Source organism: Pseudomonas sp. Lb2C2 (genome assembly GCF_052112205.1).
GTDB lineage: Bacteria > Pseudomonadota > Gammaproteobacteria > Pseudomonadales > Pseudomonadaceae > Aquipseudomonas > Aquipseudomonas kilonensis.
In genome coordinates, this window is the sequence record NZ_JAUTYW010000002.1 from 413,966 (window position 1) to 439,293 (window position 25,328).

A 25,328-nucleotide genomic window follows, 5' to 3' on the forward strand; every position below is an offset into this window, starting at 1 on the left:
CCGCCAGCGTTGCCCCAGGCCGTACTCAGGTAAGCCACCATGAATGATCTGCAGCTCGACGATTTCAAGCGCGATGAGAACGCCGCCATGGTCTTGCTCATCGACGATCAGGCGATGATCGGCGAGGCGGTACGGCGCGGGCTGTCGAATGAAGAAAACATTGATTTCCACTTCTGCTCCGACCCTCACCAGGCCATCGCCCACGCGATTCGCATCAAGCCGACGGTGATTCTCCAGGACCTGGTGATGCCCGGCCTGGATGGCCTGAGCCTGGTGCGCGAGTACCGTAACCATCCGGCCACCCGCGATATCCCGATCATTGTCCTGTCCACCAAGGAAGACCCGTTGATCAAGAGCGCGGCGTTCGCCGCCGGTGCCAACGACTACCTGGTCAAGTTGCCGGACAACATCGAACTGGTGGCGCGCATCCGCTATCACTCGCGTTCCTACATGATGCTGTTGCAGCGCGACGCGGCCTATCGGGCACTGCGGGTCAGCCAGCAGCAACTGCTGGACACCAACCTGGTGCTGCAGCGCTTGATGAACTCCGACGGCTTGACCGGGTTGTCCAATCGCCGGCACTTCGACGAATACCTCGAGCTGGAATGGCGCAGGGCGATGCGCGACCAGAGCCAACTGTCGCTGCTGATGATTGATGTGGACTACTTCAAGGCCTACAACGACAACTTCGGCCACCTGGAGGGCGACGAAGCGCTGCGCAAGGTCGCCATGGCGATCCGTGACGCGTGCAGCCGTCCGTCCGATTTACCGGCCCGCTACGGCGGCGAGGAATTCGCCCTGGTCCTGCCCGGCACCTCGCCTGGCGGCGCCCGGCTGATGGCCGAGAAACTGCGCCAGAGCGTCGTCGCCCTGAAGATCCCCCACACCACGCCCGACGGCGGCGAGAACCTGACCATCAGCGTCGGCGTATCGACCTTCATTCCCCAGCAGGGTAGCGATTGCCGGCAACTGATCTCGGCGGCGGACAAGGGGTTGTACCTGGCCAAGCACAATGGGCGTAATCGGGTGGGGGTTGAATAGGCTCCTTGCCTGGTGAGATTGCTTTTGTGGCGAGGGAGCTTGCTCCCGCTGGGCTGCGCAGCAGACCTGAAACCAGACGGCTCGGTGTATCAGATGAGTTGAGTCGCTCCTTTTGGGGCTGCTGCGCAACCCAGCGGGAGCAAGCTCCCTCGCCACAGGACCTGTGGCGTACAAGGAATTGGTGTTCCTAAAGCCGCCAGGCGGGCTGCCGCTGGCGCTTGATTACGTTATACTCGCCGGCTTTCAAAAGTTCGCCAACGAGTGCTGCCCGCCATGGAAATCAACCCGATCCTGAACACCATCAAGGACCTCTCCGAGCGCTCCGAAACTATTCGGGGGTATCTTTGACTACGATCAAAAGCATGAGCGTCTGACCGAAGTCAATCGCGAGCTTGAAGATCCGAATGTCTGGAACAACCCTTCGTACGCCCAGGAGCTGGGCCGCGAGCGTTCTGCGCTGGCGCAGATCGTCGAGACCCTGGACGAGTTGTCCAGCGGCCTGGCCGATTGCCGCGACCTGCTGGACATGGCTGTCGAAGAGAATGATGAAGGCGCGGTCGGCGATGTCGTCGCCGAGCTGACACGCCTGGACGAGAACCTCGCCAAGCTGGAATTCCGTCGCATGTTCAGCGGCGAGATGGACATGAACAACGCCTACCTGGACATCCAGGCCGGTTCCGGCGGCACCGAGGCCCAGGACTGGGCCAACATCCTGCTGCGCATGTACCTGCGCTGGGCTGACAAACGCGGTTTCGACGCCACCATCATGGAACTGTCGGCCGGTGAAGTCGCCGGGATCAAGGGCGCCACCGTGCACATCAAGGGTGAATACGCCTTTGGCTGGCTGCGGACCGAGATCGGCGTGCACCGCCTGGTGCGCAAGAGCCCGTTCGACTCCGGCAATCGCCGCCACACCTCGTTCTCGGCTGTGTTCGTCTCGCCGGAAATCGATGACAACATCGAGATCGAGATCAACCCGGCGGACTTGCGCATCGACACCTACCGTTCCTCCGGGGCCGGTGGTCAGCACGTTAACACCACCGACTCGGCCGTACGGATTACCCACGTACCGACCAACACCGTGGTCAGTTGCCAGAACGAGCGTTCCCAGCACGCCAACAAAGACACCGCGATGAAGATGCTCCGGGCTCGCCTGTACGAGCAGGAAGTGCAGAAGCGCAACGCGGCGTCCCAGGCGCTGGAAGACACCAAGTCGGACATCGGCTGGGGTCACCAGATCCGTTCGTACGTGCTCGATGCCTCGCGGATCAAGGATCTGCGGACCAGCATCGAACGCAGCGATTGCGACAAGGTGCTCGATGGCGATATCGATGAATACCTGATCGCCAGCCTCAAACAAGGGCTGTAACGCGACACCCATGCGGCGGGCAGGCACGCTTCCATCAAGGAGCATGACTCGCCCGCAAACTCCGGCCCGGGGCCGGGGGCAACGAACCTGTGATGGAATCCTTAAAGACATGAGCGACCTAGAACTCGACCCGCAAGCCCTGCAACAGGAAGAAAATTCCCTGATCGCCCTGCGCAAGGAAAAGCTTGCTGCCGAGCGCGCCAAGGGCCAGGCCTTCCCCAACGACTTCCGCCGCGACGCCTACTGCGACGTCTTGCAGAAGCAGTATGCGGACAAGACCAAGGAAGAGCTGGCCGAGGCGGCGATTCCAGTCAAGGTGGCCGGTCGTATCGTGCTCGATCGTGGTTCGTTCATGGTGATCCAGGACATGACCGGGCGCCTCCAGGTCTACGTCAACCGCAAGACCCTGCCGGAAGAAACCCTGGCCGCCGTCAAGACCTGGGACCTGGGCGACATCATTGCCGCCGAAGGCACCCTGGCCCGTTCCGGCAAGGGCGACCTGTACGTCGAGATGACCAGCGTGCGCCTGCTGACCAAGTCCCTGCGCCCGCTGCCGGACAAGCACCACGGCCTGACCGACACCGAGCAGCGCTATCGCCAGCGCTACGTCGACCTGATCGTCAACGAAGACGTGCGCCAGACGTTCCGCGTGCGCTCGCAAGTCATCGCCCACATCCGCAGCTTCCTGATGAAGCGTGACTTCCTGGAAGTCGAGACGCCAATGCTGCAGACCATCCCCGGCGGTGCGGCGGCCAAGCCGTTCGAAACCCACCACAACGCCCTGGACATGGAAATGTTCCTGCGTATCGCGCCGGAGCTGTACCTCAAGCGTCTGGTTGTGGGTGGCTTCGAAAAAGTCTTCGAGATCAACCGCAACTTCCGTAACGAAGGCGTTTCGACCCGGCACAACCCCGAGTTCACCATGCTCGAGTTCTACCAGGCCTACGCCGACTACGAAGACAACATGGACCTGACCGAGGAACTGTTCCGCGAGCTGGCCCAGCTTGTTCTCGGGACGACCGACGTGCCGTACGGCGACAAGGTGTTCCACTTCGGTGAGCCGTTCGTGCGCCTGTCGGTGTTCGACTCGATCCTCAAGTACAACCCTGAACTGACTGCCGATGACCTGAACGACATCGAAAAGGCCCGCGCCATCGCCAAGAAGGCCGGTGCCAAGGTGCTCGGCTTCGAAGGGCTGGGCAAGCTGCAAGTGATGATTTTCGAAGAGCTGGTCGAGCACAAGCTGGAACAGCCGCACTTCATCACCCAGTACCCGTTCGAAGTGTCGCCGCTGGCCCGTCGCAACGACGAGAACCCAAGCGTGACCGACCGTTTCGAGCTGTTCATCGGTGGCCGTGAAATCGCCAACGCCTATTCCGAGCTCAACGATGCAGAAGACCAGGCCGAGCGTTTCATGGCCCAGGTGGCTGACAAGGACGCCGGCGACGACGAAGCCATGCACTACGATGCCGACTTCGTGCGTGCCCTGGAATACGGCATGCCGCCGACCGCTGGCGAAGGTATCGGCATCGATCGCCTGGTGATGTTGTTGACCAACTCACCGTCGATCCGGGACGTGATTCTCTTCCCGCACATGCGGCCTCAAGCGTAAGTGCTTCAACTAAAAAGCCGCCTGGAAGGGCGGCTTTTTATTGCCTGTCTGGTACAAACGTATCAATTGGTTACTTTTTCAAAGAGCGAGGAAGACCTGTCGTGAATCGTGCAATGGCTTCAGAAGGTGCAGCGGGCGTCGCCACGGCTGTCGCTGAAAGTGTTCAGTACCAGGGCCGCAAGGCCAGCCGACAGGGCAGTGAGCAGCGTCGCCAGGAGATTCTCGACGCGGCCATGCGCATTGTGGTGCGTGATGGCGTGCGAGCCGTGCGTCACCGCGCCGTGGCCGCCGAAGCCGGCGTGCCGCTGTCGGCCACCACGTATTATTTCAAGGACATCGATGACTTGCTCACCGATACCTTCGCCCAGTATGTGGAACGCAGCGCGGCGTTCATGGCCAAGCTGTGGACCAACAACGAAGGCCTGCTGCGGGAAATGGTCGCCTATGGGGACGGCAGCGCCCAATCGCGTTCGCAACTGGCGGACGACATTGCCCGGATGACCGCCGACTATGTGCAACACCAATTGGACAGTCGCCGTGAGTACCTGATGGCCGAACAGGCCTTTCGCCAGGAAGCGCTGCTCAACCCGCGCCTGGCGGTATTGGTGCGTTCCCACCAGCAGATTTTGCTGCACGGCACCTGTCAGTTTTTCCAGGTATTGGGCTCCCGTGAGCCGCAACAGGATGCCAAAGTGTTGACGGCGATTATCGGTCGGATGGAATATCAGGGCTTGCTCAATGGCGCCGAGCCGGTAGCCGATGAAGATATGCTCGGCATCCTGACCCGCTACATGCACCTGGTACTGGCGTCGGTGTAACCCAGATGGGTTCACCACAGCCCTTGTGGCGAGGGAGCTTGCTCCCGCTTGAGCGCGCAGCGCTCACCAAAAAAGGGGGCCGCTGCGCAGCCCAGCGGGAGCAAGCTCCCTCGCCACAAAGGCAAGGCGACCTGTGCCATAGGGAGTTCAAATGAAAGCCTGGCGTGCCGTTGTACTGGCCGTGTCGTTGCTGCTGCTCAGTGGTTGTCTGGTGTCGTTCAAGGCACCGTTGCCTGACAGCGAAGCCGCGCCCGCGGGCCTGCTCGGTCACTGGACCAGCACCAATGCCTGGGGCGAACCGTTGAACCTGGAGCTGACGCAGGTCGGCAAGCACCGCTACCAGGCCATCAGCTACTTCAGGGCCAGGCCCCATGAGCGCGAAGCCATTCCCCTGACTGTGTCCCGTCATGGCAGCCGCTGGTACGTGTCGGCCAAGGTGCCAGCCCGGTTTGGCGGCCACTATTTGATCGCCGGTTTCGAGTTAACCGACCAGCAAGAGCTGGTGGTCTACAACCTGGATCTGGAGCAGATCAACCAGGCCATTGGCCAGAAGATCCTCAGCGGCCAACCTAACCAGAGCGAGGAAGGTGACGGCGTGCTGGTGGACAGCGACATGAACAAGGTTTTCGGTTACCTCGACGACCCGGCCAATTCCGACGTGTTCTCGGAGGCCGTGCGCTACCAGCGGCTGGTCAAATCCCAATAACGGCAACAAGCGGACGTTTTTTCACAGGAGTTCCGGGTGGACGATTACCAGCAGACGATACGCACCTTGTCCGATCGCATTGTGCTGGCGCAAACGCCGATTCGCATCCTCGACGCGGTGAAGTGGGACGAGAGCATCCGCAAGGGGTTTCTCAAGGCCAAGGGCAAGGAAATGCCTGCGGTGGATCGCGACTATTACCTCAACCGGCCACTGTCCTTCGATTCCAGCAAGGTGAAGCTGGAGTTCCAGAACATCGAGCGGGACATCACCCGCCAACTGGGGCAGTTCAACCCGGTCGGCCAGATCATGCGCCGCATGTGCAAGGAATACCGCATGGTGGTGCGCATGCTCGAGGCGCGTGGCACCGAGGATTTCGGGCTGATCTCCCAGGAGCTCTATGGCGCCGCCTCCGATGCCTTCCACGCCGGCGACCCGACCCTGGCCGACCTGGGCCTGATGCTCTCCGATTACCTGAACAACATCGATGGCCGTGGCGACCTCAAGGACGAGCCCAAAGTCCTCAGCGCCAAGGAAGCCGTCAGCCTGCTGCAGCACCGCCTCAACCGGGTGTTTGGCGAAGCCGAGGAAACCATCCGGGTGTTCGAGTCCGATGGCATTGTGGCCGACGCAGCGGCGGGTGCGGACTACATCAAGATCCGCACCGATGCGATGTTCAACGAGCGCGACGTACGAGCGCTGGAAGTCCACGAAGGGCTGGTGCACGTCGGCACCACCCTCAACGGCCTCAACCAGCCAATCTGCACCTTCCTGTCCAAGGGCCCGCCCTCGTCCACCGTGACCCAGGAAGGCCTGGCGATCCTGATGGAAATCATCACCTTCGCCTCCTACCCGAGTCGCCTGCGCAAACTGACCAACCGCACCCGGGCCATTCACATGGTGGAGGAGGGCGCCGATTTCCTGCAGGTCTTCGAGTTCTTCCGCGAGCAGGGCTTTGAAATGGCCGAAAGTTACGGCAACGCCAGTCGGGTTTTCCGAGGATCGGTGCCGACGGGTCTGCCATTCACCAAAGACTTGTCCTACCTCAAGGGCTTCATCATGGTTTACAACTACATTCAGTTGGCCGTGCGCAAGGGCAAGCTGGAACAGGTGCCGCTGCTGTTCTGCGGCAAGACCACCCTCGAGGACATGCGTACGTTGCGGCAACTGGTGGACGAAGGCCTGGTGGTACCGCCCAAGTACCTGCCCGAGCAGTTCCGTGACATGAACGCCCTGTCGGCCTGGATGTGTTTCTCCAACTTCCTGAACCACCTGAGCCTGGACCGGATCGAAGCGGATTATTCCAATATCCTCTAATCGCACCACCCATCCCACAGGGGGACTGCGTTTACTTCTGACTTGCGAGGCTTCACCGGATGCGAACCCTCGGCATCATTTGCCTGTTGCTGGCCCTGAACGGTTGCAGCTCACTGCTGTTCTACCCCGAACGCGGCCTGCCGTTCACCCCGGAGCGGGCCAAGCTCGAATACCGCGACGTCACCCTGACCACCGCTGACGGGCTCAAGCTCCGCGGCTGGTGGCTGCCCGTCAAACCAGGCGTGGAGGTCAAGGGCACGGTGCTGCATTTGCACGGCAACGGCGGCAACCTGGCCTGGCACCTGGGCGGGAGCTGGTGGTTGCCGGAGCAGGGCTACCAGGTGTTGATGGTCGACTACCGTGGTTACGGCGTGTCCGAAGGCGAGCCAAGCCTGCCGGCGATCTACCAGGACATCGACGCGGCGTTCCAATGGCTCGACCAGGCGCCGGAGGTGCAGGGCAAGCCGCTGGTGTTGCTCGGCCAGAGCCTGGGCGGCGCGCTGGCGGTGCATTACCTGGTTGAGCACCCGCAGCGCCAACGGCAGCTCAAGGCCCTGGTGCTCGATGGCGTGCCCGCCAGTTACCGCGACGTCGGCCGTTTTGCCCTGAGTACCTCGTGGTTGACCTGGCCGTTGCAGGTGCCGTTGTCCTGGCTGGTGCCGGATGGGGACAGCGCGATCAGTTCCGTGGCGCAATTGAATGGCGTGCCGAAATTGATCTACCACAGCCTGGACGACCCCATCGTGCCCCTTTCCAACGGCATCCGTCTGTATCAAGCTGCGCCGCCGCCGCGGGTCTTGCAGTTGACACGCGGCGGCCATGTGCAGACATTCGCCGACCGAACCTGGCGCACCGTGATGCTGCGCTACCTCGAGGATCCCCAGCACTTCGACGGCCTGCGCCGCCTGGGCGAGGTCCCGAACTACCCGAAATCACCCGTTGAATCACCAGAGAGTCCGCAATGAGCGAAGAACGTAACGCCATCCCCCTGATCATCACCGGTATCTGCAGCATCCTCGGCACCGTGGGGGTGCTCTGGTACTACGGTTACCTGCACTTCGCCAAGCCCGAGGACGCGTTGCTGCTCAACCAGTTCACCATGCTCAAGACCGTACCCGGCGAGGACTACAAGGTTTCCCTGGAACCGGCCCCCCAGGTCGCCCAATGCATCGATGGCGTGCTGGTATTGTTCGACACCGAGCAGAAAGGCCTGACCGGCGTGCTGATCAACGAGAAGAAACGCGCGGTGCGCTGCATGGGCCAGGAAACGCCGCAAAAATTGCAGCCATAAGCGAGCCCCCTGTGGGAGCGAGCTTGCTCGCGATAGCGGTGGTTCAGCAGCATAAATAGTGCCTGACACTCCGCCATCGCGAGCAAGCTCGCTCCCACAGGGATTGTGTATAGCCAAACCTCTTCGGCCATGAAAAAGCCCCGCCTGATGAAAGTCAGGCGGGGCTTTTTTGTTGCTCTCAGCCGATCAGTTGGCGCTCATGGTCGAGCGCGGGGCCACTGGCTGGTTGTCGTTGGAGATGGTCACTTCCACGCGACGGTTCATGGCACGGCCCGAGACGCTGGTGTTATCGGCCACCGGGAATTCCTTGCCGTAACCCTGGGTCACGATGCGGGCCGGGTCCACGCCCATTTTCACCAGGGCAGTGCGCACGGAGCTGGCGCGGCGCTCGGACAGCGACTGGTTATAGGAATCCGAACCGGTGCTGTCGGTATAGCCTTCGATGATCACCTTGCGGTCCGGGTTTTCCTGGAGGAACTGCGCCAGTTTGCTCACATTCGTCATGCCGCTGGCGCGCAGGTCGGACTTGTTGGTGGCGAACAGCACGTCGCCGAAGGTCACCAGCGTACCGCGTTCGGTCTGCTTGGCGTTGAGGCTGTCCTGCAGTTGCTTGATCTGCGCGTTACGCGCATCGAGCAAGGCACGCGCACGTTCGTCACCGGCGTTTTTCAGTTCGGCTTCGGCGTTGCGCAAAGCGATGGTCTGCTTGGCCACTTCAACGCGCTGGTTGGTCAGGTAGGCCAACTGGTCGACCTTGGCTTCGTCTTCCTTGTCCAGGTAGGCCTTGTCGGCCTTGGCCAGGAAATCCGCCGCGTCCTTGGTTTCCAGGGCCGCCACTTTGGTCGCCGCCGGGTCAGCCTGCAGGCCGTTATAGTTGGTGCGCGCCTGTTCCAGGTTCGCGTTCGGGTCGTGGGAGCAAGCGGCCAGGGCTACGCAGGCAGCGAGCAGGGCGGGCATCATCAAGTGTTTGTGCATCATAGTCTGTCGTCCTTTTATCAATGAGAAGTACGTCGTGGCGTGAACGGTTTACTGAACCTTGTTCATGCCTTCCTGACGCAGTTCCTGAACCCCTTTCTGAGAATCCTTGAGTGCTTGTTCGGCCTTGGCGGCCTGAGCCTTGCGCTCGGCGACGCGGGCATCCCACTCGGCCTGTTCGGCCAATCGCTTGGCTTCTTCGTAGTTCTTGTCATGCATGGCGATTTCGGCCTGCTTGAGCTTGTCCTGGGCCGATTTCATTTCCACAGCGGCGAATTCGGTACCGCCGGCGCTGACGGCGCTGTTGACCGCCGATTGGGTCACCGCGTACTGCTCCGAAGGTGGATTACCGGCGCAACCGGCGAGAATGAAGCTGCTACCGATCGCCAGGGCAGCCAACTTCAAGCCGCGCAGGCCAGTGGATGAGGGTTTGGCAGTGCAGGTATTCATAGGCTTCAACTCCATTGGAAAACTCCTGAAAAAACGACAAATCCATGCTGGGACCGAAGCCGTGACGTCTGGTTTGGCGCTGGCGCCAAGGCGCGTTTATTTAAACGACCGTTCCAGTATGGTTACTCGGTGTGACCCGAGGCGTTTTTCAAAAGTTCAGCGAAGATGGCCATTCGCCAAAAGAATTACTGACTGATCGGTCAGTGGCAGAAAAGCTGAACTTTCAAGGCGCGCAGCGGTATTGCGGCGCAGGTGGAAAAGCCACCGCGCCGGAAAGTCGCAACCAGGAATGAAAGAAGTCAGTGTTTGGATTTGTCGTTCTGCGAGGAAAGTTCGTGCAGATGCCGGCGGGACAAGGCGAGGAATCGCGGGGTCGGGCCGACGTCTTCGTACAGCGGGTCGCCTTCTTCATCGGTGGCGACGACTTGTGAGCCCTTGATGTAGGGAAAGCTTGCTTCCAGTTCTTCCAGCGCCGCCCCGATCAGCTCGCCGAGCAGCTCCTCGGGCTGGCGCTTGGGGTACATGTCGCAGATCGCTGCCAGGCGCGCGGCGGCTTCCACGTCCAGATGGATCGTGTAGCCGGTCTGGGTCAGGCGGCCCTTGGCGTTTTCTTCCCAATGCTGGGCAAGCTCACGAATTTTCATGATGACCTCAATCAGTCTGCTCGTGGCAGGCGCGGTGAGTGACAAGCCGTTGTGTGGCTTACTCATGAGACTAGCTTTGTTGTGCAAGGTTTAAAGTCCCTTCGTCGCTTGTCATAAGCGACGGGCATCGGCACTCTCTGATCCAAGAGCTGTCCGGACTTTTTTGCTGGAGAAATGCTGATGACCGATATCGATGCCCGCTTGCGCGAGGATGTCCACCTGCTCGGCGAACTGCTGGGCAATACCATCCGCGAACAGTACGGGGACACGTTTCTCGACAAAATCGAGCAGATCCGCAAGGGCGCCAAGGCTGACCGACGCGGCTCTGTGGACGCCGAGCTCAGCGCCAGCCTCAACCAGCTGAGCGAGGACGAACTGCTGCCGGTGGCGCGGGCGTTCAACCAGTTCCTCAACCTCGCCAACATCGCCGAGCAGTACCAACTGATTCATCGCCGCGAAGAGTCGCAACCGGCGCCATTCGAGGCACGGGTGCTGCCCGAGTTGCTCGCCCGGTTGCGCGCCGAGGGCCATGGCGCCGAAGCCCTGGCGCGACAATTGGGGCGGCTGGAGATCGAACTGGTCCTCACCGCCCACCCCACGGAAGTGGCTCGCCGTACGCTGATCCAGAAATACGACGCCATCGCCGCGCAACTGGCGGCCCAGGATCACCGCGACCTGACCAGCGCCGAGCGCGCGCAGATTCACGAACGCCTGCAGCGGTTGATCGCCGAAGCCTGGCACACCGAAGAAATCCGCCGCACCCGGCCGACCCCGGTGGACGAGGCCAAATGGGGTTTCGCGGTGATCGAGCACTCGTTGTGGCAGGCCATCCCCAATTACCTGCGCAAGGCCGACCAGGCCCTGCATGCCGCCACCGGGCTGCGCCTGCCGCTGGAGGCTGCGCCAATCCGTTTTGCCTCGTGGATGGGCGGCGACCGTGACGGCAACCCGAATGTCACCGCCGCCGTGACCCGCGAGGTGCTGTTGCTGGCGCGGTGGATGGCGGCGGACCTGTACCTGCGTGATGTCGATCAACTGGCGGCCGAGCTGTCGATGCAACACGCCAGCGAGGACTTGCGTGCCCAGGCCGGCGACAGCGCCGAACCTTATCGCGCCGTGCTCAAGCAACTGCGTGAACGCCTGCGCGCCACCCGCAACTGGGCCCACGCTTCCCTGAGCGCCGCCACGCCGCCAAGCGCCGACGTGCTGCAGCACAACCGCGAGCTGCTGGACCCCCTGGAGTTGTGCTACCACTCGTTGCACGAATGCGGCATGGGCGTGATTGCCGACGGGCCGCTGCTCGATTGCCTGCGCCGGGCGGTGACCTTCGGCCTGTTCCTGGTGCGCCTCGATGTGCGCCAGGACTCGACGCGCCATACCGCCGCCATGACGGAAATAACCGACTACCTGGGCCTGGGGCGCTATGAGGATTGGAACGAGGAGCAGCGCATCAGCTTCTTGCTAGGGGAACTGAACAACCGGCGTCCGCTGCTGCCGGCCCATTTCAAGCCGTCGGCCGATACGGCGGAAGTGTTGGCGACGTGCCGGGAAGTGGCTGCGGCGCCAGCGGCGTCCCTGGGTTCCTACGTGATCTCCATGGCCGGTGCGGCTTCCGATGTCCTCGCCGTGCAGCTGTTATTGAAGGACGCCGGCGTGTTGCGGCCAATGCGCGTGGTGCCGCTGTTCGAGACCCTGGCCGACCTGGACAACGCCGGGCCGGTGATCGAGCGGCTGTTGCTGCTGCCCGGCTATCGCTCGCGGCTGCAAGGCCCTCAGGAAGTGATGATTGGCTATTCCGATTCGGCCAAGGACGCCGGGACCACCGCGGCGGCCTGGGCACAGTATCGGGCCCAGGAGCGGTTGGTGGACATCTGCCGCGAGCAGCAAGTCGAACTGCTGTTGTTCCATGGTCGTGGCGGCACCGTGGGCCGTGGTGGCGGTCCGGCGCACGCGGCGATCCTGTCCCAGCCACCGGGTTCGGTGGCCGGGCGTTTCCGCACCACTGAGCAAGGCGAAATGATTCGTTTCAAATTCGGCCTGCCGGACATCGCCGAACAGAACCTCAACCTTTATCTCGCCGCCGTGCTCGAAGCGACGCTGCTGCCACCGCCGCCGCCCACGCCGCAGTGGCGGGACCTGATGGACGAGCTGGCGGCCGATGGCGTCCGTGCCTACCGCGCCGTGGTGCGGGAAAACCCGCAATTTGTCGAGTATTTCCGCCAGTCCACCCCCGAGCAGGAACTGGGGCGCCTGCCCCTGGGCAGCCGTCCGGCCAAGCGTCGGGCCGGTGGTATCGAAAGCCTGCGGGCGATCCCGTGGATCTTCGGCTGGACCCAGACCCGCCTGATGCTGCCGGCCTGGCTCGGCTGGGAAACCGCACTGAGCAAGGCCCTGGAGCGCGGCGAAGGTGAGTTGCTGGGGCAGATGCGCGAGCAGTGGCCGTTCTTCCGGACCCGCATCGACATGCTGGAGATGGTGCTGGCCAAGGCCGACGCCGATATTGCCCGCTCCTACGACGAGCGTTTGGTTGAACCTGGGCTGCTGCCTTTGGGTGCGCAGTTACGCGACCTATTGTCGCAGGCCTGTGGGGTGGTACTTGGGTTGACCGGTCAGTCGCAGCTACTGGCACATAGCCCAGCCACGCTGGAATTCATTCGCCTGCGCAACACGTACCTCGACCCGCTGCACCTGTTGCAGGCCGAACTGTTGGCGCGCTCGCGGCAACAGGATGTGGCCCAGGGCAGCCCCGTGGAACAGGCGTTGCTGGTGTCTGTGGCGGGGATTGCCGCCGGTTTGCGCAATACCGGCTAAGATCAGGCAGCGCACCGAAACGGCTCGCCCGGCGTTCCCGGGCGTTGTCCGTCGGGGGAGGGGACAGGTCGGTCAGGCGACAGTTTGTTGCCCGGTTGCGACTCTCGCCACCCCCTGCGAAGGTCGTATCCGGCGCGGGTTCCTCCGACTTTCGGCGGCTTGTGTGGGTCGGGCCTGCTGTGTATCTTGATCAGCCTTTGGCCGTTTGGGCGGTCACGATCCTGTTTTTCGAAGATTGGCCCCACGAGGCGAATCCGAGCGTTTTACATAAAAAAATTGAGGAGCACATCGATGCGCGTCATTCTGCTGGGAGCTCCCGGGGCCGGTAAAGGTACTCAGGCAAAGTTCATCACCGAAAAATTCGGTATCCCGCAAATTTCCACTGGCGACATGCTGCGTGCCGCGGTCAAGGCAGGCACTCCACTGGGCGTTCAAGCCAAGAGCATCATGGATGCCGGCGGCCTGGTGTCGGATGACCTGATCATCGCCCTGGTCAAGGATCGCATCGCTCAACCCGACTGCGCCAATGGGTTCCTGTTCGATGGCTTCCCACGCACCATTCCCCAGGCCGAAGCCCTGGTGACGGCTGGTGTCGAGCTGGATGCGGTCGTTGAAATTGCCGTCGAAGACGAGGAAATCGTCCAGCGCATTGCCGGTCGACGCGTTCATGAGCCTTCCGGGCGCGTTTACCACACCGTCTACAATCCGCCGAAAGCCGAAGGCAAGGATGACGTGACGGGTGAAGACCTGGTGCAGCGCAAGGACGACACCGAAGAAACCGTGCGTCATCGCCTGTCGGTCTACCATTCCCAGACCAAGCCGCTGGTGGATTTCTACCAGAAACTGTCGGCTGCCAATGGCAAGCCGAAATACAGCCATATCGAAGGCGTCGGTTCGGTTGAAGCGATCACTGCCAAGGTGCTTGCAGCCTTGAGCTGAAAAGTCTGATCAGTTGCATCAACTACGGCCCGCTTGCGGGCCGTAGTTGTTTATACTGGCGCACTTTTTTTCCACCTGATTTACGGACACATCGATGAGCACCTTGCTGGCCCTGGACACCGCGACTGAAGCTTGCTCCGTTGCCTTGCTGCACGACGGCAAGGTCACGAGCCATTACGAGGTGATCCCGCGCCTGCACGCGCAGAAACTGTTGCCGATGATCCAGAAACTGCTGAGCGATGCCGGGACGACCTTGCAGGCAGTGGACGCGATAGCCTTCGGTCGCGGACCGGGGGCTTTTACCGGCGTGCGCATCGCCATCGGTGTGGTGCAGGGGCTGGCGTTTGCCCTGGAGCGGCCGGTGTTGCCGGTGTCGAACCTGGCGGTGCTGGCCCAGCGCGCCTTGCGCGAACAGGGCGCCCGTCAAGTCGCAGCGGCCATCGATGCGCGCATGGACGAGGTGTACTGGGGCTGCTATCGCGAAACCGACGGCGAGATGCGCCTGGTCGGTGCTGAAGCGGTATTGCCGCCCGAAGCGGCGGCGTTGCCGAACGAAGCCAGCGGCGATTGGTTCGGCGCCGGTACCGGTTGGGGCTACGGCGAGCGCATCGCCGTCAACCTGGCCGGCCAGGACGCCACCCTGCTGCCTCACGCCGAAGACCTGCTGGCCCTGGCCCGCTTCGCCTGGGCCCGTGGTGAAGCCATTGTGGCCGATGATGCGCAACCCGTTTACTTGCGGGACAAAGTCGCCACGCCAAAGTCCGAGCGATAAAAAGCATCACTCCGCTTTCAAGCGGGCAGCGTTGTGGCGAGGGAGCTTGCTCCCGCTGGGGCGCGAAGCGGCCCTAGAACCTCGCTCGCATCGTTCTGGTCCAGGTTTTGGGGCTGCTTCGCAGCCCAGCGGGAGCAAGCTCCCTCGCCACAAAGGCATGGGGTCCTCCCAAAAGCGGTGTTCTCGCAAAAAGTCATTTTCGCCTCTAAAAGTCACACCCAGTATTGCCAGTCGTCACTTTTTCAGCCCGTTTTTAAACCTTTTAGGCTTTATGTGTTCTAGTTATCACTTGCGCATTTGCGCGGCTGTGAAAGTGCCGCTAAATTGCCATCATTGATACCGAGCATTCTGTTATGCGTATAGACGGCGTTTCATCCCAGTCCTATCCCATCAAGCGCAAGCCTCGTGCAGGCAAAATCGCTGAGCAAGAGTCCTTCGATGATGATATCGATGGCGAACTGGAGTTCCCGTCTGAAGAGCAACTGGCCGCCCGCGCCGCCAAGGCCTCCGCGCAACGCCTGAGCAATCTCCCCGCCCGTCAGCAAGACATGCTTTATCACCGTGCAATGAGCCGCAGTGTCGCCACGGCCCTGGCGAGCTACCTGAGCACCGCCGGTTTTGTCGATTGGGATATGGAAGTGCTGGGACTCGATCTCTACATCTGATGGTCTTGCCTTACTACCTGGGCTGTCCGTCCTGGAGCGAAAACGCCTGGCGTGATTATCTCTATCCCCAGGACGCGAAAAGCACCGACTTTCTGAATCTCTATTCCCAAGTGTTCAATGCCGTGGAAGGCAATACGACCTTCTACGCCAGCCCTTCTGCGGCCACGGTCCAGCGCTGGGCCGAAATCATGCCCGAGCACTTTCGCTTCACCGCCAAGTTTCCCGGTGACATCAGCCACAACGGCGACTTGCGCGAGCGCCTGACGGCCACCGAAACCTTCCTGCAATTGCTCAGCCCCTTGGGTGAGCGTGTCTCGCCGTACTGGCTGCAACTGTCCAAGGCCTTCACCCCGAATCGGTTGCCGGAATTGGCGGGGTTCATCGACGCCTTGCAGCGCCCCTTGGCTGTGGAAGTCCGTCACGATGAGTTCTTTGCCAAGGGCGACGCCGAACGGCGCCTCAATCGCCTGTTGCTCGATCGTGGTGTCGAACGCATCTGCCTCGATCCCCGGGCCTTGTTCAGTTGCACCTCGACTGATCCTGCGGTGCTCCACGCGCAATCGAAAAAGCCCCGCGTACCACCCCGGCCCGCGGCGTTCACCCAATGTCCGCAAGTGCGCTTCATCGGTCATCCGGTGCTGGAAGCCAATGAACCGTTCCTGACGCCCTGGGTGGAGAAAATCGCCGGGTGGATCGAAGAAGGGCGCACGCCCTATATCTTCCTCCACACCGCCGACAACCTGCTGGCAGCCAAACTCGCGCAACGCTTCCACACTCGCCTGATGAGTCGTTTGCCTGGCTTGCCGGCCTTGCCTGAGCTATATAGAGAGCCCGCCGCCGAGCAACTGGGTTTGCTCTGAGGCCAACCCTCCCTGCTCAGGAGCGAACCAGATGGATGCGCAAACTCGTCGAGCCCAGGCGTTCAAGGCCTTGCACGCACGTGAAGGGGCTTTTGTCATTCCCAACCCGTGGGATGCCGGTTCGGCCAAGATGCTGGCCAGCCTCGGTTTTGAAGCCCTGGCGACCACCAGTGCCGGTCACGCCTTTTCCTTGGGCCGGCCCGATGGCGCCCTGGGCCTGGAGGACACGCTGGCCAATGTGCGGGCGATTGTGGCGGCCACCGACCTGCCGGTGGCCGTCGACCTGGAAAACGGTTTTGCCGATGCCCCCGACGATTGCGCACGCAACCTGCTCCGTGCGGCAGCGGCCGGCGCGGTGGGCGGTTCGATCGAGGATGCCACGGGGCGTGAAGGCAGCCCGATCTATTGCTTCGACCATGCCGTGGCGCGGGTCAAGGCCGCCGCCGAGGCCGTGCGCACCTTGCCGTATCCCTTCCTGCTGACGGCCCGGGCGGAGAACTTCCTGCATGGCAATCCGGACCTGGACGACACCATTCGCCGCTTGAAGGCCTTCGCAGACGCGGGGGCCGACGTGTTGTACGCCCCGGGGCTGAGCAGCGCCGAGCAAGTGCTCGCGGTGGTACAGGCCGTGGCGCCGAAACCGGTGAACGTGCTGATGTCCGGGGCGCTGGACCTGACGGTGACGCAGTTGAGCGAGTTGGGCGTCAAGCGCATCAGCGTCGGATCGGCGTTGGCCCTGGCCGCGCTTGGCGAGTTCTTCCGCGCCGCCGAAGAAATCCAGCAGCAGGGCACGTTCACCTTCACGCGCCGCTCGATGCCGTTCAAGCAGGCCAACCAATTATTCAAGGGTTGAGGCCCGAGGCAACGTCGTGCGGTTTTTGAAAGTTCTTGCGGTAGTGGCACTGCTCGTTGGCGTTGCAGTGCTGGGAGTATGGCGCGGCTGGGTGGCGCTGCCGCCCCAATGGAATCCCTGGGCGCCTTTGGACGTCAGCCTTGCGCCGAACCTGCTGACCCGCTTCAAGCTCATGGCCCTGCGTAACGACCCGCAGCTGTGCGACCAGGCCCTCGCCACCTCGGGGCTGCGCACCGCCCGCCAGGCGGACAGCGGCGCCAATTCGACGTGCCCGCTGACCAACGTGCTGAGGGTGCAGGGTGGCGAGGTGGCACTGAGCAGCAGCTTCCTCGCCAGTTGCCCGCTGGCCGTGGCGTTTGCGCTGTTCGAGCGCCATGGGTTGCAGCCGGCGGCAATGGCGGTCTACGGGCAGAAAGTGACACGGGTCGATCACCTCGGCAGTTTCGCCTGTCGCAACATGTATGGCCGTGAGAGCGGGTCGCGCAGCCAGCACGCCACCGCCAGTGCGCTGGACATCGCCGGGTTTCGCCTGGCCGATGGCCGCACGGTCAGCGTGCTCAAGGACTGGCCCAAGGACGATGCCGATGCGCGGTTTTTGCGTCAGGCCCGCGACGGCGCCTGCGATATGTTCAGTGTGGTCTTGAGCCCGGATTACAACGCGGCGCACCGCAACCATTTTCATCTGGACGTGGGGCCATGGTGGATCTGTCGTTGATTTAAGCGGCGATACGCAGGTTCTGTAGCACGATCGGACGTGCCCAGCGGATGTCGAAATCCAGTTGTTTCTGCTGCGCCACCAATTCCTCTTCCGGGAAGGGCGGGAACGGCTTGTCCAGCAGGTCGAGTTCGAACTCGGCGATCGGCAGGTGCAGTGGGCGCGGTTGCGGTGCCGGGCTGGGCTCCGGCAGCGGTTGGCCGGCGGTGAGGACGAGTGGGCGAACCCAGTTGCTCTCGAAGGTCTGCTGCTTTTGCTGGGCGGCGATTTCTTCCGCTGGGAAGGGCGGGAAGGGCTTGTCCAGCAGGTCGAGTTCGAATTCGGCGATGGGCAGGAACAGCGGCTCAGGCGGCTTGACCGGCGTTTCGGTCACTTCGCAGGTGCGCTGGCTGACGATGTGCTCCAGCAACTCGGCGCCGAGGGTCGGTTCAACCGCTTCATCGAGGGCCACTGGCTGGTAGCTGCCAGGTGCCGGTGCGTTGTCACCCAGTTGATCGGCCAGGGCCCGGGCAAAAAAATCCTGCCACAGGTGACTGACGCCGCTCAGCGCTTGGGTGTTACGCAGGCTGTAATCACCGTAAGGGGAGATAACGCCTATCGATGTGGATTGAATGTCTGACATTTTTCTCGGTCGACGCTCAGCTCTGGCAAAATGCCGTTCACCGTTGTTATCGGCCGTTTTTGCCGATCCTTAATTTTTTGAGCATGTTTCCATGAGTGAGCAACCCGCGGCCTGCCGCATCCATGTCGAGGCCCTGGCCCCGGCCTTCCAATCGCAGGCCGAGCACTGGGCCGAGCGGCTTGGTCTGCCTTTGCAAGTGGACGATGGCGAGTTTGCCTTGCAGGTCGGCGAGCAGGGGTTGCAGTTGCAGCAACTGGGCCCGGACGCGCCAGGGCCGGTGCGTGTGGACTTCGTCGAGGGTGGTGCGGCCCATCGGCGCTTGTACGGCGGTGGCAGCGGCCAGATGATCGCCAAGGCGGTCGGTATTGCCCAGGGTGTGCGCCCGCGGGTGCTGGACGCCACGGCCGGGTTGGGCAAGGATGCGTTTGTGCTGGCCAGCCTGGGCTGCGACATGAGCCTGATCGAGCGCCAGCCGCTGATTGGCGCCTTGCTGGAGGATGGCCTGGCCCGTGGGGCAGAGGACTTCGAGGTGGCGCCGATCGTGGCGCGCATGCGTTTGCTCAAGGGCAATTCCATCGAAGTGATGCGCGACTGGGAAGGCGAACCGCCCCAGGTGATCTACCTGGACCCGATGTTTCCCCATCGGGAGAAAACCGCCCTGGTGAAGAAGGAAATGCGCCTGTTCCGCCCTCTGGTGGGCGATGACCCGGACGCCCCGGCATTGCTCGCTGCGGCCCTGGCCCTGGCGACCCACCGGGTGGTGGTCAAGCGCCCGCGCAAGGCCCCCTGCATCGAAGGGCCGAAGCCGAGCCATGGGCTCGATGGCAAATCCAGTCGCTACGACATCTACCCCAAGAAAGCGCTCAAGGCCTGATCTGTGGGAAAAGGTGTTCTGTCGGAGAAAAATGATCTGTGGGAGCAAAGCTTGCTCGCGATGAACGATGACGCGGTGTTCTGAGAGATCGCAGCGCCGCCATCGCGAGCAAGCTTTGCTCCCACAGGTCCACCTCTGTCAGGGAAAGCTATGCTCCCACAGGCCCACCTCAGTCAGAAAAAACTGTGGCAGGCCTAAGGCCGATAAGCCCGCACAAACAACCCCACCACTTCCTGCACATGAGCCTCGGCGGCTTCCGGTTCCGGCGCCGGGCCGCAGCCAGACAACAAGCGGAAATTCGCCGCGCCCTTGATCAGGCAGAAAAAATGCTCGGCGGCATTGCGTGGTTTATCGATGCTCAGGGCGCCGCTCTGGTTGACCTTGCTCAGCAGCCGCTCCATGCCTGAGAGCATCCGCTGTGGGCCTGCTTCGTAGAAAATCGTCGACAGCTTCGGATCCTGGCTGCCCAAGGCCATGATCAGCCGATGCAGGTTCAACGATTCATCGCTGTTGATCAGTTGGTTGAACCCACGGGCAATGTTCAGCAGCACGTTTTCGATCGGAACGCCGTCAGGCCATTCGTAAAACAGCGACGGTACCTGCTCTTCACATTTGGCCATCACGGCAGCGGAAAACAGCGTCTCCTTGTCGTTGAAATGGCTGTAGACCGTCAGCTTCGAAACCCCCGCCTCGGTGGCGACGGCGTCCATGCTGGTATTGGCATACCCCATGCTCAGGAACAGACGTTTCGCCGCGTCGAGAATGGCCTGGCGCTTGGCCAAGTCCTTGGGACGGCCGGGGCCGGAGGGGACTGGAGGATTGTTCGACATTTCTTCGCTTTAATACTGGACTGGTGAGTTTGCTATTAATAACATACTCGTCAGTATAATTATTCCAAGCACCATTAGCGAAAGGTCACTCGCCATGTTCCGCTATGCCCTGCCCCTCGCCGTGCCAGTCGCCCTGGCTTTTTTATTGTCTGCGTGCGGTCATGACGAGCCGGTCCCGGTCGCCGTGCGCCCGGTCATGGTGGTCAATCCGGAGCCTTCGGCCCAGGCGATGGACAGTTATCCCGGCGAAGTACGAGCCCGGTTCGAGCCCGACCTGGCCTTTCGCATTGGCGGCAAGGTGAGCCGACGGCTGGTCGAAGAGGGCCAGCGGGTCAAGGCCAATCAACCGCTGGCTGAACTTGATCCCGAAGATGTGCGCCTGCAATTGGAAGCAACCCGTGCCCAGGTTGCAGCCGCCGAGGCCAACCTGAACCTGGTCCGCGCCGAGCGTGACCGCTACAAGACCTTGATGGAACGGCAGATGGTCAGCCGCTCCCAGTACGACAACGCCGAAAACCTTTACCGCTCCGGCACCGCGCGGCTCAAGCAGATCAAGGCCGAGTTCGATGTCGCCAACAACCAGGCCAGTTATTCGATATTGCGTGCGCCCCAGGATGGCGTCGTCGCCCGGCGTTCTGTGGAAGTCGGGCAGGTGGTGTCGGCCGGGCAAACCGTCTTTACCCTGGCCACCGACGGCGAGCGTGAAGTGCTGATCAGCCTGCCGGAGCAGGGTTTTGGCCGGTTCAAGATCGGCCAGCCGGTTTCGGTCGAACTGTGGAGCCAACCCGACCAGCGGTTCAGCGGACGCATTCGCGAGCTGTCGCCTGCCGCCGACCCCAAGTCTCGCACCTTCGCCGCCCGCGTGGCCTTCACCGCCGGCAGTGTTCCAGCCGAGCTGGGTCAGAGCGCACGGGTGTTTATCCAGACCGCCGACAAGGTGCCGCTGTCGGTGCCGTTGTCGGCCCTGACGGCGGAAAATGGCGCGACCTATGTCTGGGTGGTCAACGCCAACAACACCCTGAAGAAAGTCCCGGTGCGGGTCGGCGCCTTCGGCGAAAAGACCGTGCCGGTGCTGGAAGGCCTCGACCCCGATGACTGGGTGGTGGCGGCCGGTGTGCATGTGCTTCTCGACGGCCAGCAGGTGCGGCCGGTGGATCGCTCCAACCGCGTGGTCAACCTGACGGCCAAGGAGTAATCCCCGATGGGTTTCAATCTTTCCGAATGGGCGCTGCGTAACCGCCAGATCGTACTGTTCCTGATGCTGTTGCTGGCCATCGTTGGCGCGCTTTCCTACACCAAGCTTGGCCAGAGTGAAGACCCGCCGTTCACCTTCAAGGCCATGGTCATCCGCACCAACTGGCCGGGCGCCACGGCCGAGGAAGTCTCGCGGCAGGTTACTGAGCGCATCGAAAAGAAGCTCATGGAAACCGGCGATTACGAACGGATCGTCTCGTTCTCCCGGCCGGGCGAGTCCCAGGTGACCTTCATGGCACGCGACTCCCTGCATTCGGCGCAGATTCCCGAGCTGTGGTACCAGATCCGCAAGAAGATCAGCGACATCCGCCACACTTTGCCGCCGGGTATCCAAGGGCCATTTTTCAACGATGAATTCGGGACCACCTTCGGCAATATCTACGCGCTGACCGGCGATGGTTTCGACTACGCCGTGCTCAAGGACTACGCCGATCGCATCCAGATCCAGCTGCAGCGGGTCAAGGACGTGGGCAAGGTCGAACTGCTCGGTTTGCAGGACGAGAAGATCTGGATCGAGCTGTCGAACGTGAAGCTGGCGACCCTCGGCCTGCCCTTGGCGGCGGTCCAGCAGGCCCTTGAAGAGCAGAACGCGGTATCGACCGCCGGCTTCTTCGAAACCGGCAGCGAGCGATTGCAGCTCCGGGTTTCCGGGAATTTCCAGACCGTGGAAGAGATCCGCAACTTCCCGATCCGGGTCGCCGATCGTACGTTCCGTATCAGTGATGTGGCCGATGTGCGCCGTGGCTTCAACGATCCACCGGCGCCACGCATGCGTTTCATGGGCGAAGACGCCATCGGCCTGGCGGTGGCGATGAAGGACGGCGGTGACATCCTGGTGCTGGGCAAGGCCCTCGAGGTCGATTTTGCCCGGATCCAGGACACGCTCCCGGCCGGCATGCAATTGCGCAAGGTGTCGGACCAGCCGGCAGCGGTGAAGACCGGGGTCGGTGAGTTCGTCCAGGTGCTGGTGGAAGCGCTGACGATTGTGTTGCTGGTGAGCTTCTTCTCCCTGGGGCTGCGCACCGGGATGGTGGTGGCCCTGGCGATCCCGCTGGTGTTGGCGATGACCTTCGCCGCGATGTATTACCTGGGGATCGGCCTGCACAAGATTTCCCTTGGCGCGCTGGTATTGGCGCTGGGGCTGCTGGTGGACGATGCGATCATCGCCGTGGAGATGATGGCGATCAAGATGGAGCAGGGTTTCGACCGGATCAAGGCCGCCAGCTTTGCGTGGACCAGCACGGCGTTCCCGATGCTCACCGGTACGTTGATCACCGCGGCCGGCTTCCTGCCAATCGCCACCGCGCAATCGGGCACCGGCGAATACACACGTTCGATCTTCCAGGTGGTAACCCTGGCGTTGCTGGCGTCCTGGGTGGCTGCGGTGGTGTTCGTGCCGTATCTGGGGGAAAAGCTCCTGCCGGACCTGGCGAAAATTCATGCGGCCAAACATGGTACGGCCGACGGCCAGACCGACCCTTACGGCACGCCGTTTTATCAGCGTGTCCGGCGGATGGTGGAGTGGTGTGTGCGTCGCCGCAAAACCGTCATCACCTTGACCGTGCTGTTGTTTGTCGGCTCGGTGGTGTTGTTCCGTTTCGTGCCGCAGCAGTTCTTCCCGGCATCGGGGCGGCTGGAGCTGATGGTCGACCTGAAACTGCAGGAAGGCGCCTCCCTGAGCAACACCGCCGAGCAGGTCAAGCGCCTTGAAGCGCTGCTCAAGGACCATGCCGGCATCGATAACTACGTGGCGTACGTGGGCACCGGTTCGCCGCGTTTCTACTTGCCGCTGGATCAACAATTGCCGGCGTCCAGCTTCGCCCAGTTCGTGGTGCTGGCCAAGACCATCGAAGACCGCGAACCCCTGCGCAGTTGGTTGATCAGTACCCTGAACGAGCAATTCCCGACCCTGCGCTCGCGGGTCACGCGCCTGGAAAACGGCCCGCCGGTCGGTTACCCGGTGCAGTTCCGCGTCACGGGTGAGCACATCGAAGTGGTCCGGGCCCTGGCGCGCAAAGTGGCGACGAAAGTGCGAGAAAACCCTTACGTGGCCAATGTGCACCTGGACTGGGAAGAACCGAGCAAGGTGGTGTACCTGAATATCGACCAGGACCGTGCCCGGGCGTTGGGCGTCAGCACCGCCAACCTGGCGAGTTTCCTGCGCAGTTCCCTCACCGGCTCCAGCGTCAGCCAGTATCGGGAAGACAACGAATTGATCGAAATCCTGCTGCGCGGCACGGTGCATGAGCGCACCGAGTTGTCGTTGCTGCCGAGCCTGGCGGTGCCGACCGACAACGGCAAGAGCGTGGCCCTGTCGCAGATCGCGACCCTGGAATACGGTTTTGAAGAGGGCGTGATCTGGCACCGCAACCGCCTGCCGAGCGTGACCGTACGGGCCGATATCTACGGCAAGGAACAACCGGCGACCCTGGTGCAGCAGATATTTCCGACCCTGGAGCCGATTCGTGCAGAACTGCCGTCCGGTTACTTGTTGGAGGTGGGCGGTACGGTCGAGGATTCGGCCCGCGGCCAGAAATCGGTGAATGCCGGTGTGCCGCTGTTCATCGTAGTGGTGTTGACCTTGCTGATGCTGCAACTGCGCAGCTTCTCACGCACCGCCATGGTGTTTCTCACCGCGCCGCTGGGGTTGATCGGTGTGACGCTGTTCCTGCTGGTGTTCCGCCAGCCGTTCGGTTTCGTCGCCATGCTCGGCACGATCGCGCTGTCGGGGATGATCATGCGCAACTCGGTGATCCTGGTGGACCAGATCGAACAGGACATCAAGGCGGGGTTGGCGCCGTGGCAGGCGATCATCGAAGCGACGGTACGCCGCTTCCGTCCGATTGTGCTCACCGCACTGGCGGCGGTGCTGGCGATGATCCCGCTGTCACGCAGCCTGTTCTTCGGCCCGATGGCCGTGGCGATCATGGGCGGCTTGATCGTGGCGACGGCGTTGACGCTGTTGTTCCTGCCGGCGTTGTATGCGGCGTGGTTCAGGGTCAAGAAAACCTGATCAACAGGTGTACACCTAACCTGTGGCGAGGGAGCTTGCTCCCGCTCGGTTGCGCAGCAACCGCAAAAGCTTGGGGGCCGCTGCGCAGCCCAGCGGGAGCAAGCTCCCTCGCCACAGGATTGTGGTTTGTCAGATAGACAGTGTATTCATCGCGAGCAAGCTCGCTCCCACAGTTGTTTTGGATTGAGGCTTAGAGAGTACCGAAAACCTTCTTCGCCAAACTGGTCGCCGCAGCCGCCGGGTTCTGGCGAATGGTGGCTTCCTGCTTGCCGATCATCTCGAACAACCCGTCCAGCGCCTGCTCGGTCACGTAGTTTTCGATGTTGGCGCTCTTGGCGTCCAGCACGCCGAAGGTCGCGGCCTGGCCGGCGAAAGCATTGTATTTCTGCGCCAGGCCGACCTTGTCGGTGGCTTGCTTGACGATGGGCAGGAACTTGGCGCGGATCTGCTCGCGGCTGCTCTTGTTCAAGTATTGCGTGGCGGAGTCCTGGCCGCCGCTGAGAATGCCCTTGGCATCGTCCACGCTCATGTTCTTCACGGCATTGACCAGAATTGGCTGGGCCTGGACCACGGCAGCCTCGGCGGCCTGGTTCATGCTGGTTTCCAGTTGATCGACCTGATCACCCATGCCGAAGGCTTTCATCTTGCTGGCGACTTTGCCCAGCTTGCCTGGCAGTTCGATCTTCACATCCGGGTTGTTGCTGAAGCCGCCGGGGGTGCCCAGTTGCTTGACCGCCACCTGCGCGCCTTGGGTCAAGGCGTCCTTGAGGCCGCCCGTGGCGTCCTTTTGCGACAGGTCGCCCAGGGACAGGGCCATGGCATTGGCGCAGATCAGCAGGCCTGCGCACAGGCCGGTGAAACGAAGGGTTGAGCGAAGCATGATGGCGTCCTTGAAAAAGT

The 25,328-nt window shown here is 62.2% G+C and carries 24 protein-coding genes; 18 read left to right on the top strand and 6 right to left on the bottom strand.

Annotated features, from left to right (window positions below; translation table 11 throughout):
- The first annotated feature begins 39 nt into the window (after window positions 1-39).
- From Q7F16_RS06110 to Q7F16_RS06145, 8 genes are all read left to right on the top strand, one after another.
- A complete protein-coding gene (locus Q7F16_RS06110; protein ID WP_409555919.1) occupies window positions 40-1,041 on the top strand; it encodes a diguanylate cyclase domain-containing protein in 1,002 nt (333 codons plus the stop codon).
- Window positions 1,042-1,314: 273 nt separating this feature from the next.
- Window positions 1,315-2,410, top strand: a protein-coding gene (gene prfB, locus Q7F16_RS06115; protein ID WP_095963568.1) for a peptide chain release factor 2 whose coding sequence is annotated in 2 segments (ribosomal slippage) — window positions 1,315-1,386 and window positions 1,388-2,410 — 1,095 coding nt in all. Because the reading frame shifts where the segments join, the coding sequence is not laid out codon by codon here.
- Between the two features lie 109 nt (window positions 2,411-2,519).
- Window positions 2,520-4,022: a lysine--tRNA ligase gene (gene lysS / locus Q7F16_RS06120; RefSeq protein ID WP_003198151.1), complete on the top strand. Its 1,503-nt coding sequence runs from the start codon at window positions 2,520-2,522 to the stop codon at window positions 4,020-4,022.
- 101 nt (window positions 4,023-4,123) lie between these two features.
- Window positions 4,124-4,840: a TetR/AcrR family transcriptional regulator gene (locus tag Q7F16_RS06125; protein ID WP_003198153.1), complete on the top strand. Its 717-nt coding sequence runs from the start codon at window positions 4,124-4,126 to the stop codon at window positions 4,838-4,840.
- 151 nt (window positions 4,841-4,991) lie between these two features.
- Window positions 4,992-5,546: a hypothetical protein gene (locus Q7F16_RS06130; protein ID WP_014336756.1), complete on the top strand. Its 555-nt coding sequence runs from the start codon at window positions 4,992-4,994 to the stop codon at window positions 5,544-5,546.
- A 36-nt stretch (window positions 5,547-5,582) separates the two neighbouring features.
- Window positions 5,583-6,860: a flavohemoglobin expression-modulating QEGLA motif protein gene (locus Q7F16_RS06135; protein WP_014336757.1), complete on the top strand. Its 1,278-nt coding sequence runs from the start codon at window positions 5,583-5,585 to the stop codon at window positions 6,858-6,860.
- A 59-nt stretch (window positions 6,861-6,919) separates the two neighbouring features.
- Window positions 6,920-7,825 carry an alpha/beta hydrolase gene (locus Q7F16_RS06140; RefSeq protein ID WP_046065331.1) on the top strand — a complete coding sequence of 302 codons (906 nt, stop codon included), beginning with the start codon at window positions 6,920-6,922 and terminating at the stop codon, window positions 7,823-7,825.
- On the top strand, window positions 7,822-8,151 hold the full coding sequence (locus Q7F16_RS06145; RefSeq protein ID WP_014336759.1) for a hypothetical protein: 330 nt from the start codon (window positions 7,822-7,824) through the stop codon (window positions 8,149-8,151). Before Q7F16_RS06140 ends, Q7F16_RS06145 begins: the two co-directional genes overlap by 4 nt.
- 186 nt (window positions 8,152-8,337) lie before the next feature.
- Here Q7F16_RS06145 and Q7F16_RS06150 read toward each other — a convergent pair whose 3' ends face one another.
- The 3 genes from Q7F16_RS06150 to Q7F16_RS06160 form a co-directional block, all read right to left on the bottom strand.
- A complete protein-coding gene (locus Q7F16_RS06150; RefSeq protein WP_046065352.1) occupies window positions 8,338-9,126 on the bottom strand; it encodes an OmpA family protein in 789 nt (262 codons plus the stop codon).
- 51 nt (window positions 9,127-9,177) lie between these two features.
- Complete coding sequence (locus Q7F16_RS06155) at window positions 9,178-9,591, bottom strand: DUF4398 domain-containing protein (RefSeq protein WP_095974827.1); 414 nt, start codon at window positions 9,589-9,591, stop codon at window positions 9,178-9,180.
- Between the two features lie 284 nt (window positions 9,592-9,875).
- Window positions 9,876-10,220 carry a hypothetical protein gene (locus Q7F16_RS06160; RefSeq protein WP_003198166.1) on the bottom strand — a complete coding sequence of 115 codons (345 nt, stop codon included), beginning with the start codon at window positions 10,218-10,220 and terminating at the stop codon, window positions 9,876-9,878.
- Between the two features lie 180 nt (window positions 10,221-10,400).
- Between Q7F16_RS06160 and ppc the strand changes: the two genes are divergently transcribed.
- From ppc to Q7F16_RS06195, 7 genes are all read left to right on the top strand, one after another.
- A complete protein-coding gene (ppc, locus tag Q7F16_RS06165) occupies window positions 10,401-13,031 on the top strand; it encodes a phosphoenolpyruvate carboxylase (RefSeq protein WP_409555918.1) in 2,631 nt (876 codons plus the stop codon).
- Window positions 13,032-13,322: 291 nt separating this feature from the next.
- Window positions 13,323-13,970, top strand: a complete 648-nt coding sequence (adk, locus tag Q7F16_RS06170) for an adenylate kinase (protein ID WP_014336764.1) — start codon at window positions 13,323-13,325, stop codon at window positions 13,968-13,970.
- Window positions 13,971-14,064: 94 nt separating this feature from the next.
- Window positions 14,065-14,742: a tRNA (adenosine(37)-N6)-threonylcarbamoyltransferase complex dimerization subunit type 1 TsaB gene (tsaB, locus tag Q7F16_RS06175; protein ID WP_409555917.1), complete on the top strand. Its 678-nt coding sequence runs from the start codon at window positions 14,065-14,067 to the stop codon at window positions 14,740-14,742.
- Between the two features lie 353 nt (window positions 14,743-15,095).
- Window positions 15,096-15,407 (top strand): hypothetical protein, encoded by a 312-nt coding sequence (locus Q7F16_RS06180; protein ID WP_014336766.1) that lies wholly within the window; start codon window positions 15,096-15,098, stop codon window positions 15,405-15,407.
- Window positions 15,407-16,267 carry a DUF72 domain-containing protein gene (locus Q7F16_RS06185; RefSeq protein ID WP_409555916.1) on the top strand — a complete coding sequence of 287 codons (861 nt, stop codon included), beginning with the start codon at window positions 15,407-15,409 and terminating at the stop codon, window positions 16,265-16,267. The genes Q7F16_RS06180 and Q7F16_RS06185 overlap by 1 nt, the downstream gene beginning before the upstream one ends.
- A 31-nt stretch (window positions 16,268-16,298) precedes the next feature.
- The gene (locus tag Q7F16_RS06190; protein WP_409555915.1) at window positions 16,299-17,120 is read left to right on the top strand and encodes an isocitrate lyase/PEP mutase family protein; all 822 of its coding nucleotides are present in this window, start codon (window positions 16,299-16,301) and stop codon (window positions 17,118-17,120) included.
- A 16-nt stretch (window positions 17,121-17,136) separates the two neighbouring features.
- Window positions 17,137-17,835: an extensin-like domain-containing protein gene (locus Q7F16_RS06195; protein ID WP_409555914.1), complete on the top strand. Its 699-nt coding sequence runs from the start codon at window positions 17,137-17,139 to the stop codon at window positions 17,833-17,835.
- Between the two features lies 1 nt (window position 17,836).
- Here Q7F16_RS06195 and Q7F16_RS06200 read toward each other — a convergent pair whose 3' ends face one another.
- Entirely contained in the window at window positions 17,837-18,457 is a 621-nt protein-coding gene (locus Q7F16_RS06200) for an energy transducer TonB (protein ID WP_095974829.1), read from the bottom strand.
- 91 nt (window positions 18,458-18,548) lie between these two features.
- Here Q7F16_RS06200 and Q7F16_RS06205 point away from each other — a divergent pair, with 91 nt between their 5' ends.
- Window positions 18,549-19,331, top strand: a complete 783-nt coding sequence (locus Q7F16_RS06205) for a class I SAM-dependent methyltransferase (RefSeq protein WP_409555913.1) — start codon at window positions 18,549-18,551, stop codon at window positions 19,329-19,331.
- A gap of 194 nt (window positions 19,332-19,525) precedes the next feature.
- Here Q7F16_RS06205 and Q7F16_RS06210 read toward each other — a convergent pair whose 3' ends face one another.
- A complete protein-coding gene (locus Q7F16_RS06210) occupies window positions 19,526-20,161 on the bottom strand; it encodes a TetR/AcrR family transcriptional regulator (protein ID WP_079302061.1) in 636 nt (211 codons plus the stop codon).
- Window positions 20,162-20,255: 94 nt separating this feature from the next.
- On the opposite strand from Q7F16_RS06210, the gene Q7F16_RS06215 reads away from it, so the two are divergent.
- Window positions 20,256-21,356 (top strand): efflux RND transporter periplasmic adaptor subunit, encoded by a 1,101-nt coding sequence (locus Q7F16_RS06215; protein ID WP_046065324.1) that lies wholly within the window; start codon window positions 20,256-20,258, stop codon window positions 21,354-21,356.
- A gap of 6 nt (window positions 21,357-21,362) precedes the next feature.
- Window positions 21,363-24,428 carry an efflux RND transporter permease subunit gene (locus Q7F16_RS06220; protein WP_046065323.1) on the top strand — a complete coding sequence of 1,022 codons (3,066 nt, stop codon included), beginning with the start codon at window positions 21,363-21,365 and terminating at the stop codon, window positions 24,426-24,428.
- A gap of 190 nt (window positions 24,429-24,618) precedes the next feature.
- Here Q7F16_RS06220 and Q7F16_RS06225 read toward each other — a convergent pair whose 3' ends face one another.
- Entirely contained in the window at window positions 24,619-25,308 is a 690-nt protein-coding gene (locus Q7F16_RS06225) for a DUF4197 domain-containing protein (RefSeq protein WP_223472600.1), read from the bottom strand.
- Window positions 25,309-25,328 lie beyond the last annotated feature (20 nt).

Bases quoted from the DNA above. Each gene is read 5' to 3' on its own strand.
- Q7F16_RS06110 (WP_409555919.1), top strand. From the start codon at position 40: ATGAATGATCTGCAGCTCGACGATTTCAAGCGCGATGAGAACGCCGCC.
- lysS (WP_003198151.1), top strand. From the start codon at position 2,520: ATGAGCGACCTAGAACTCGACCCGCAAGCCCTGCAACAGGAAGAAAAT.
- Q7F16_RS06130 (WP_014336756.1), top strand. From the start codon at position 4,992: ATGAAAGCCTGGCGTGCCGTTGTACTGGCCGTGTCGTTGCTGCTGCTC.
- Q7F16_RS06140 (WP_046065331.1), top strand. From the start codon at position 6,920: ATGCGAACCCTCGGCATCATTTGCCTGTTGCTGGCCCTGAACGGTTGC.
- Q7F16_RS06145 (WP_014336759.1), top strand. From the start codon at position 7,822: ATGAGCGAAGAACGTAACGCCATCCCCCTGATCATCACCGGTATCTGC.
- Q7F16_RS06150 (WP_046065352.1), bottom strand. From the start codon at position 9,126: ATGCACAAACACTTGATGATGCCCGCCCTGCTCGCTGCCTGCGTAGCC.
- Q7F16_RS06155 (WP_095974827.1), bottom strand. From the start codon at position 9,591: ATGGAGTTGAAGCCTATGAATACCTGCACTGCCAAACCCTCATCCACT.
- Q7F16_RS06160 (WP_003198166.1), bottom strand. From the start codon at position 10,220: ATGAAAATTCGTGAGCTTGCCCAGCATTGGGAAGAAAACGCCAAGGGC.
- ppc (WP_409555918.1), top strand. From the start codon at position 10,401: ATGACCGATATCGATGCCCGCTTGCGCGAGGATGTCCACCTGCTCGGC.
- adk (WP_014336764.1), top strand. From the start codon at position 13,323: ATGCGCGTCATTCTGCTGGGAGCTCCCGGGGCCGGTAAAGGTACTCAG.
- tsaB (WP_409555917.1), top strand. From the start codon at position 14,065: ATGAGCACCTTGCTGGCCCTGGACACCGCGACTGAAGCTTGCTCCGTT.
- Q7F16_RS06180 (WP_014336766.1), top strand. From the start codon at position 15,096: ATGCGTATAGACGGCGTTTCATCCCAGTCCTATCCCATCAAGCGCAAG.
- Q7F16_RS06185 (WP_409555916.1), top strand. From the start codon at position 15,407: ATGGTCTTGCCTTACTACCTGGGCTGTCCGTCCTGGAGCGAAAACGCC.
- Q7F16_RS06190 (WP_409555915.1), top strand. From the start codon at position 16,299: ATGGATGCGCAAACTCGTCGAGCCCAGGCGTTCAAGGCCTTGCACGCA.
- Q7F16_RS06200 (WP_095974829.1), bottom strand. From the start codon at position 18,457: ATGTCAGACATTCAATCCACATCGATAGGCGTTATCTCCCCTTACGGT.
- Q7F16_RS06205 (WP_409555913.1), top strand. From the start codon at position 18,549: ATGAGTGAGCAACCCGCGGCCTGCCGCATCCATGTCGAGGCCCTGGCC.
- Q7F16_RS06210 (WP_079302061.1), bottom strand. From the start codon at position 20,161: ATGTCGAACAATCCTCCAGTCCCCTCCGGCCCCGGCCGTCCCAAGGAC.
- Q7F16_RS06215 (WP_046065324.1), top strand. From the start codon at position 20,256: ATGTTCCGCTATGCCCTGCCCCTCGCCGTGCCAGTCGCCCTGGCTTTT.
- Q7F16_RS06220 (WP_046065323.1), top strand. From the start codon at position 21,363: ATGGGTTTCAATCTTTCCGAATGGGCGCTGCGTAACCGCCAGATCGTA.
- Q7F16_RS06225 (WP_223472600.1), bottom strand. From the start codon at position 25,308: ATGCTTCGCTCAACCCTTCGTTTCACCGGCCTGTGCGCAGGCCTGCTG.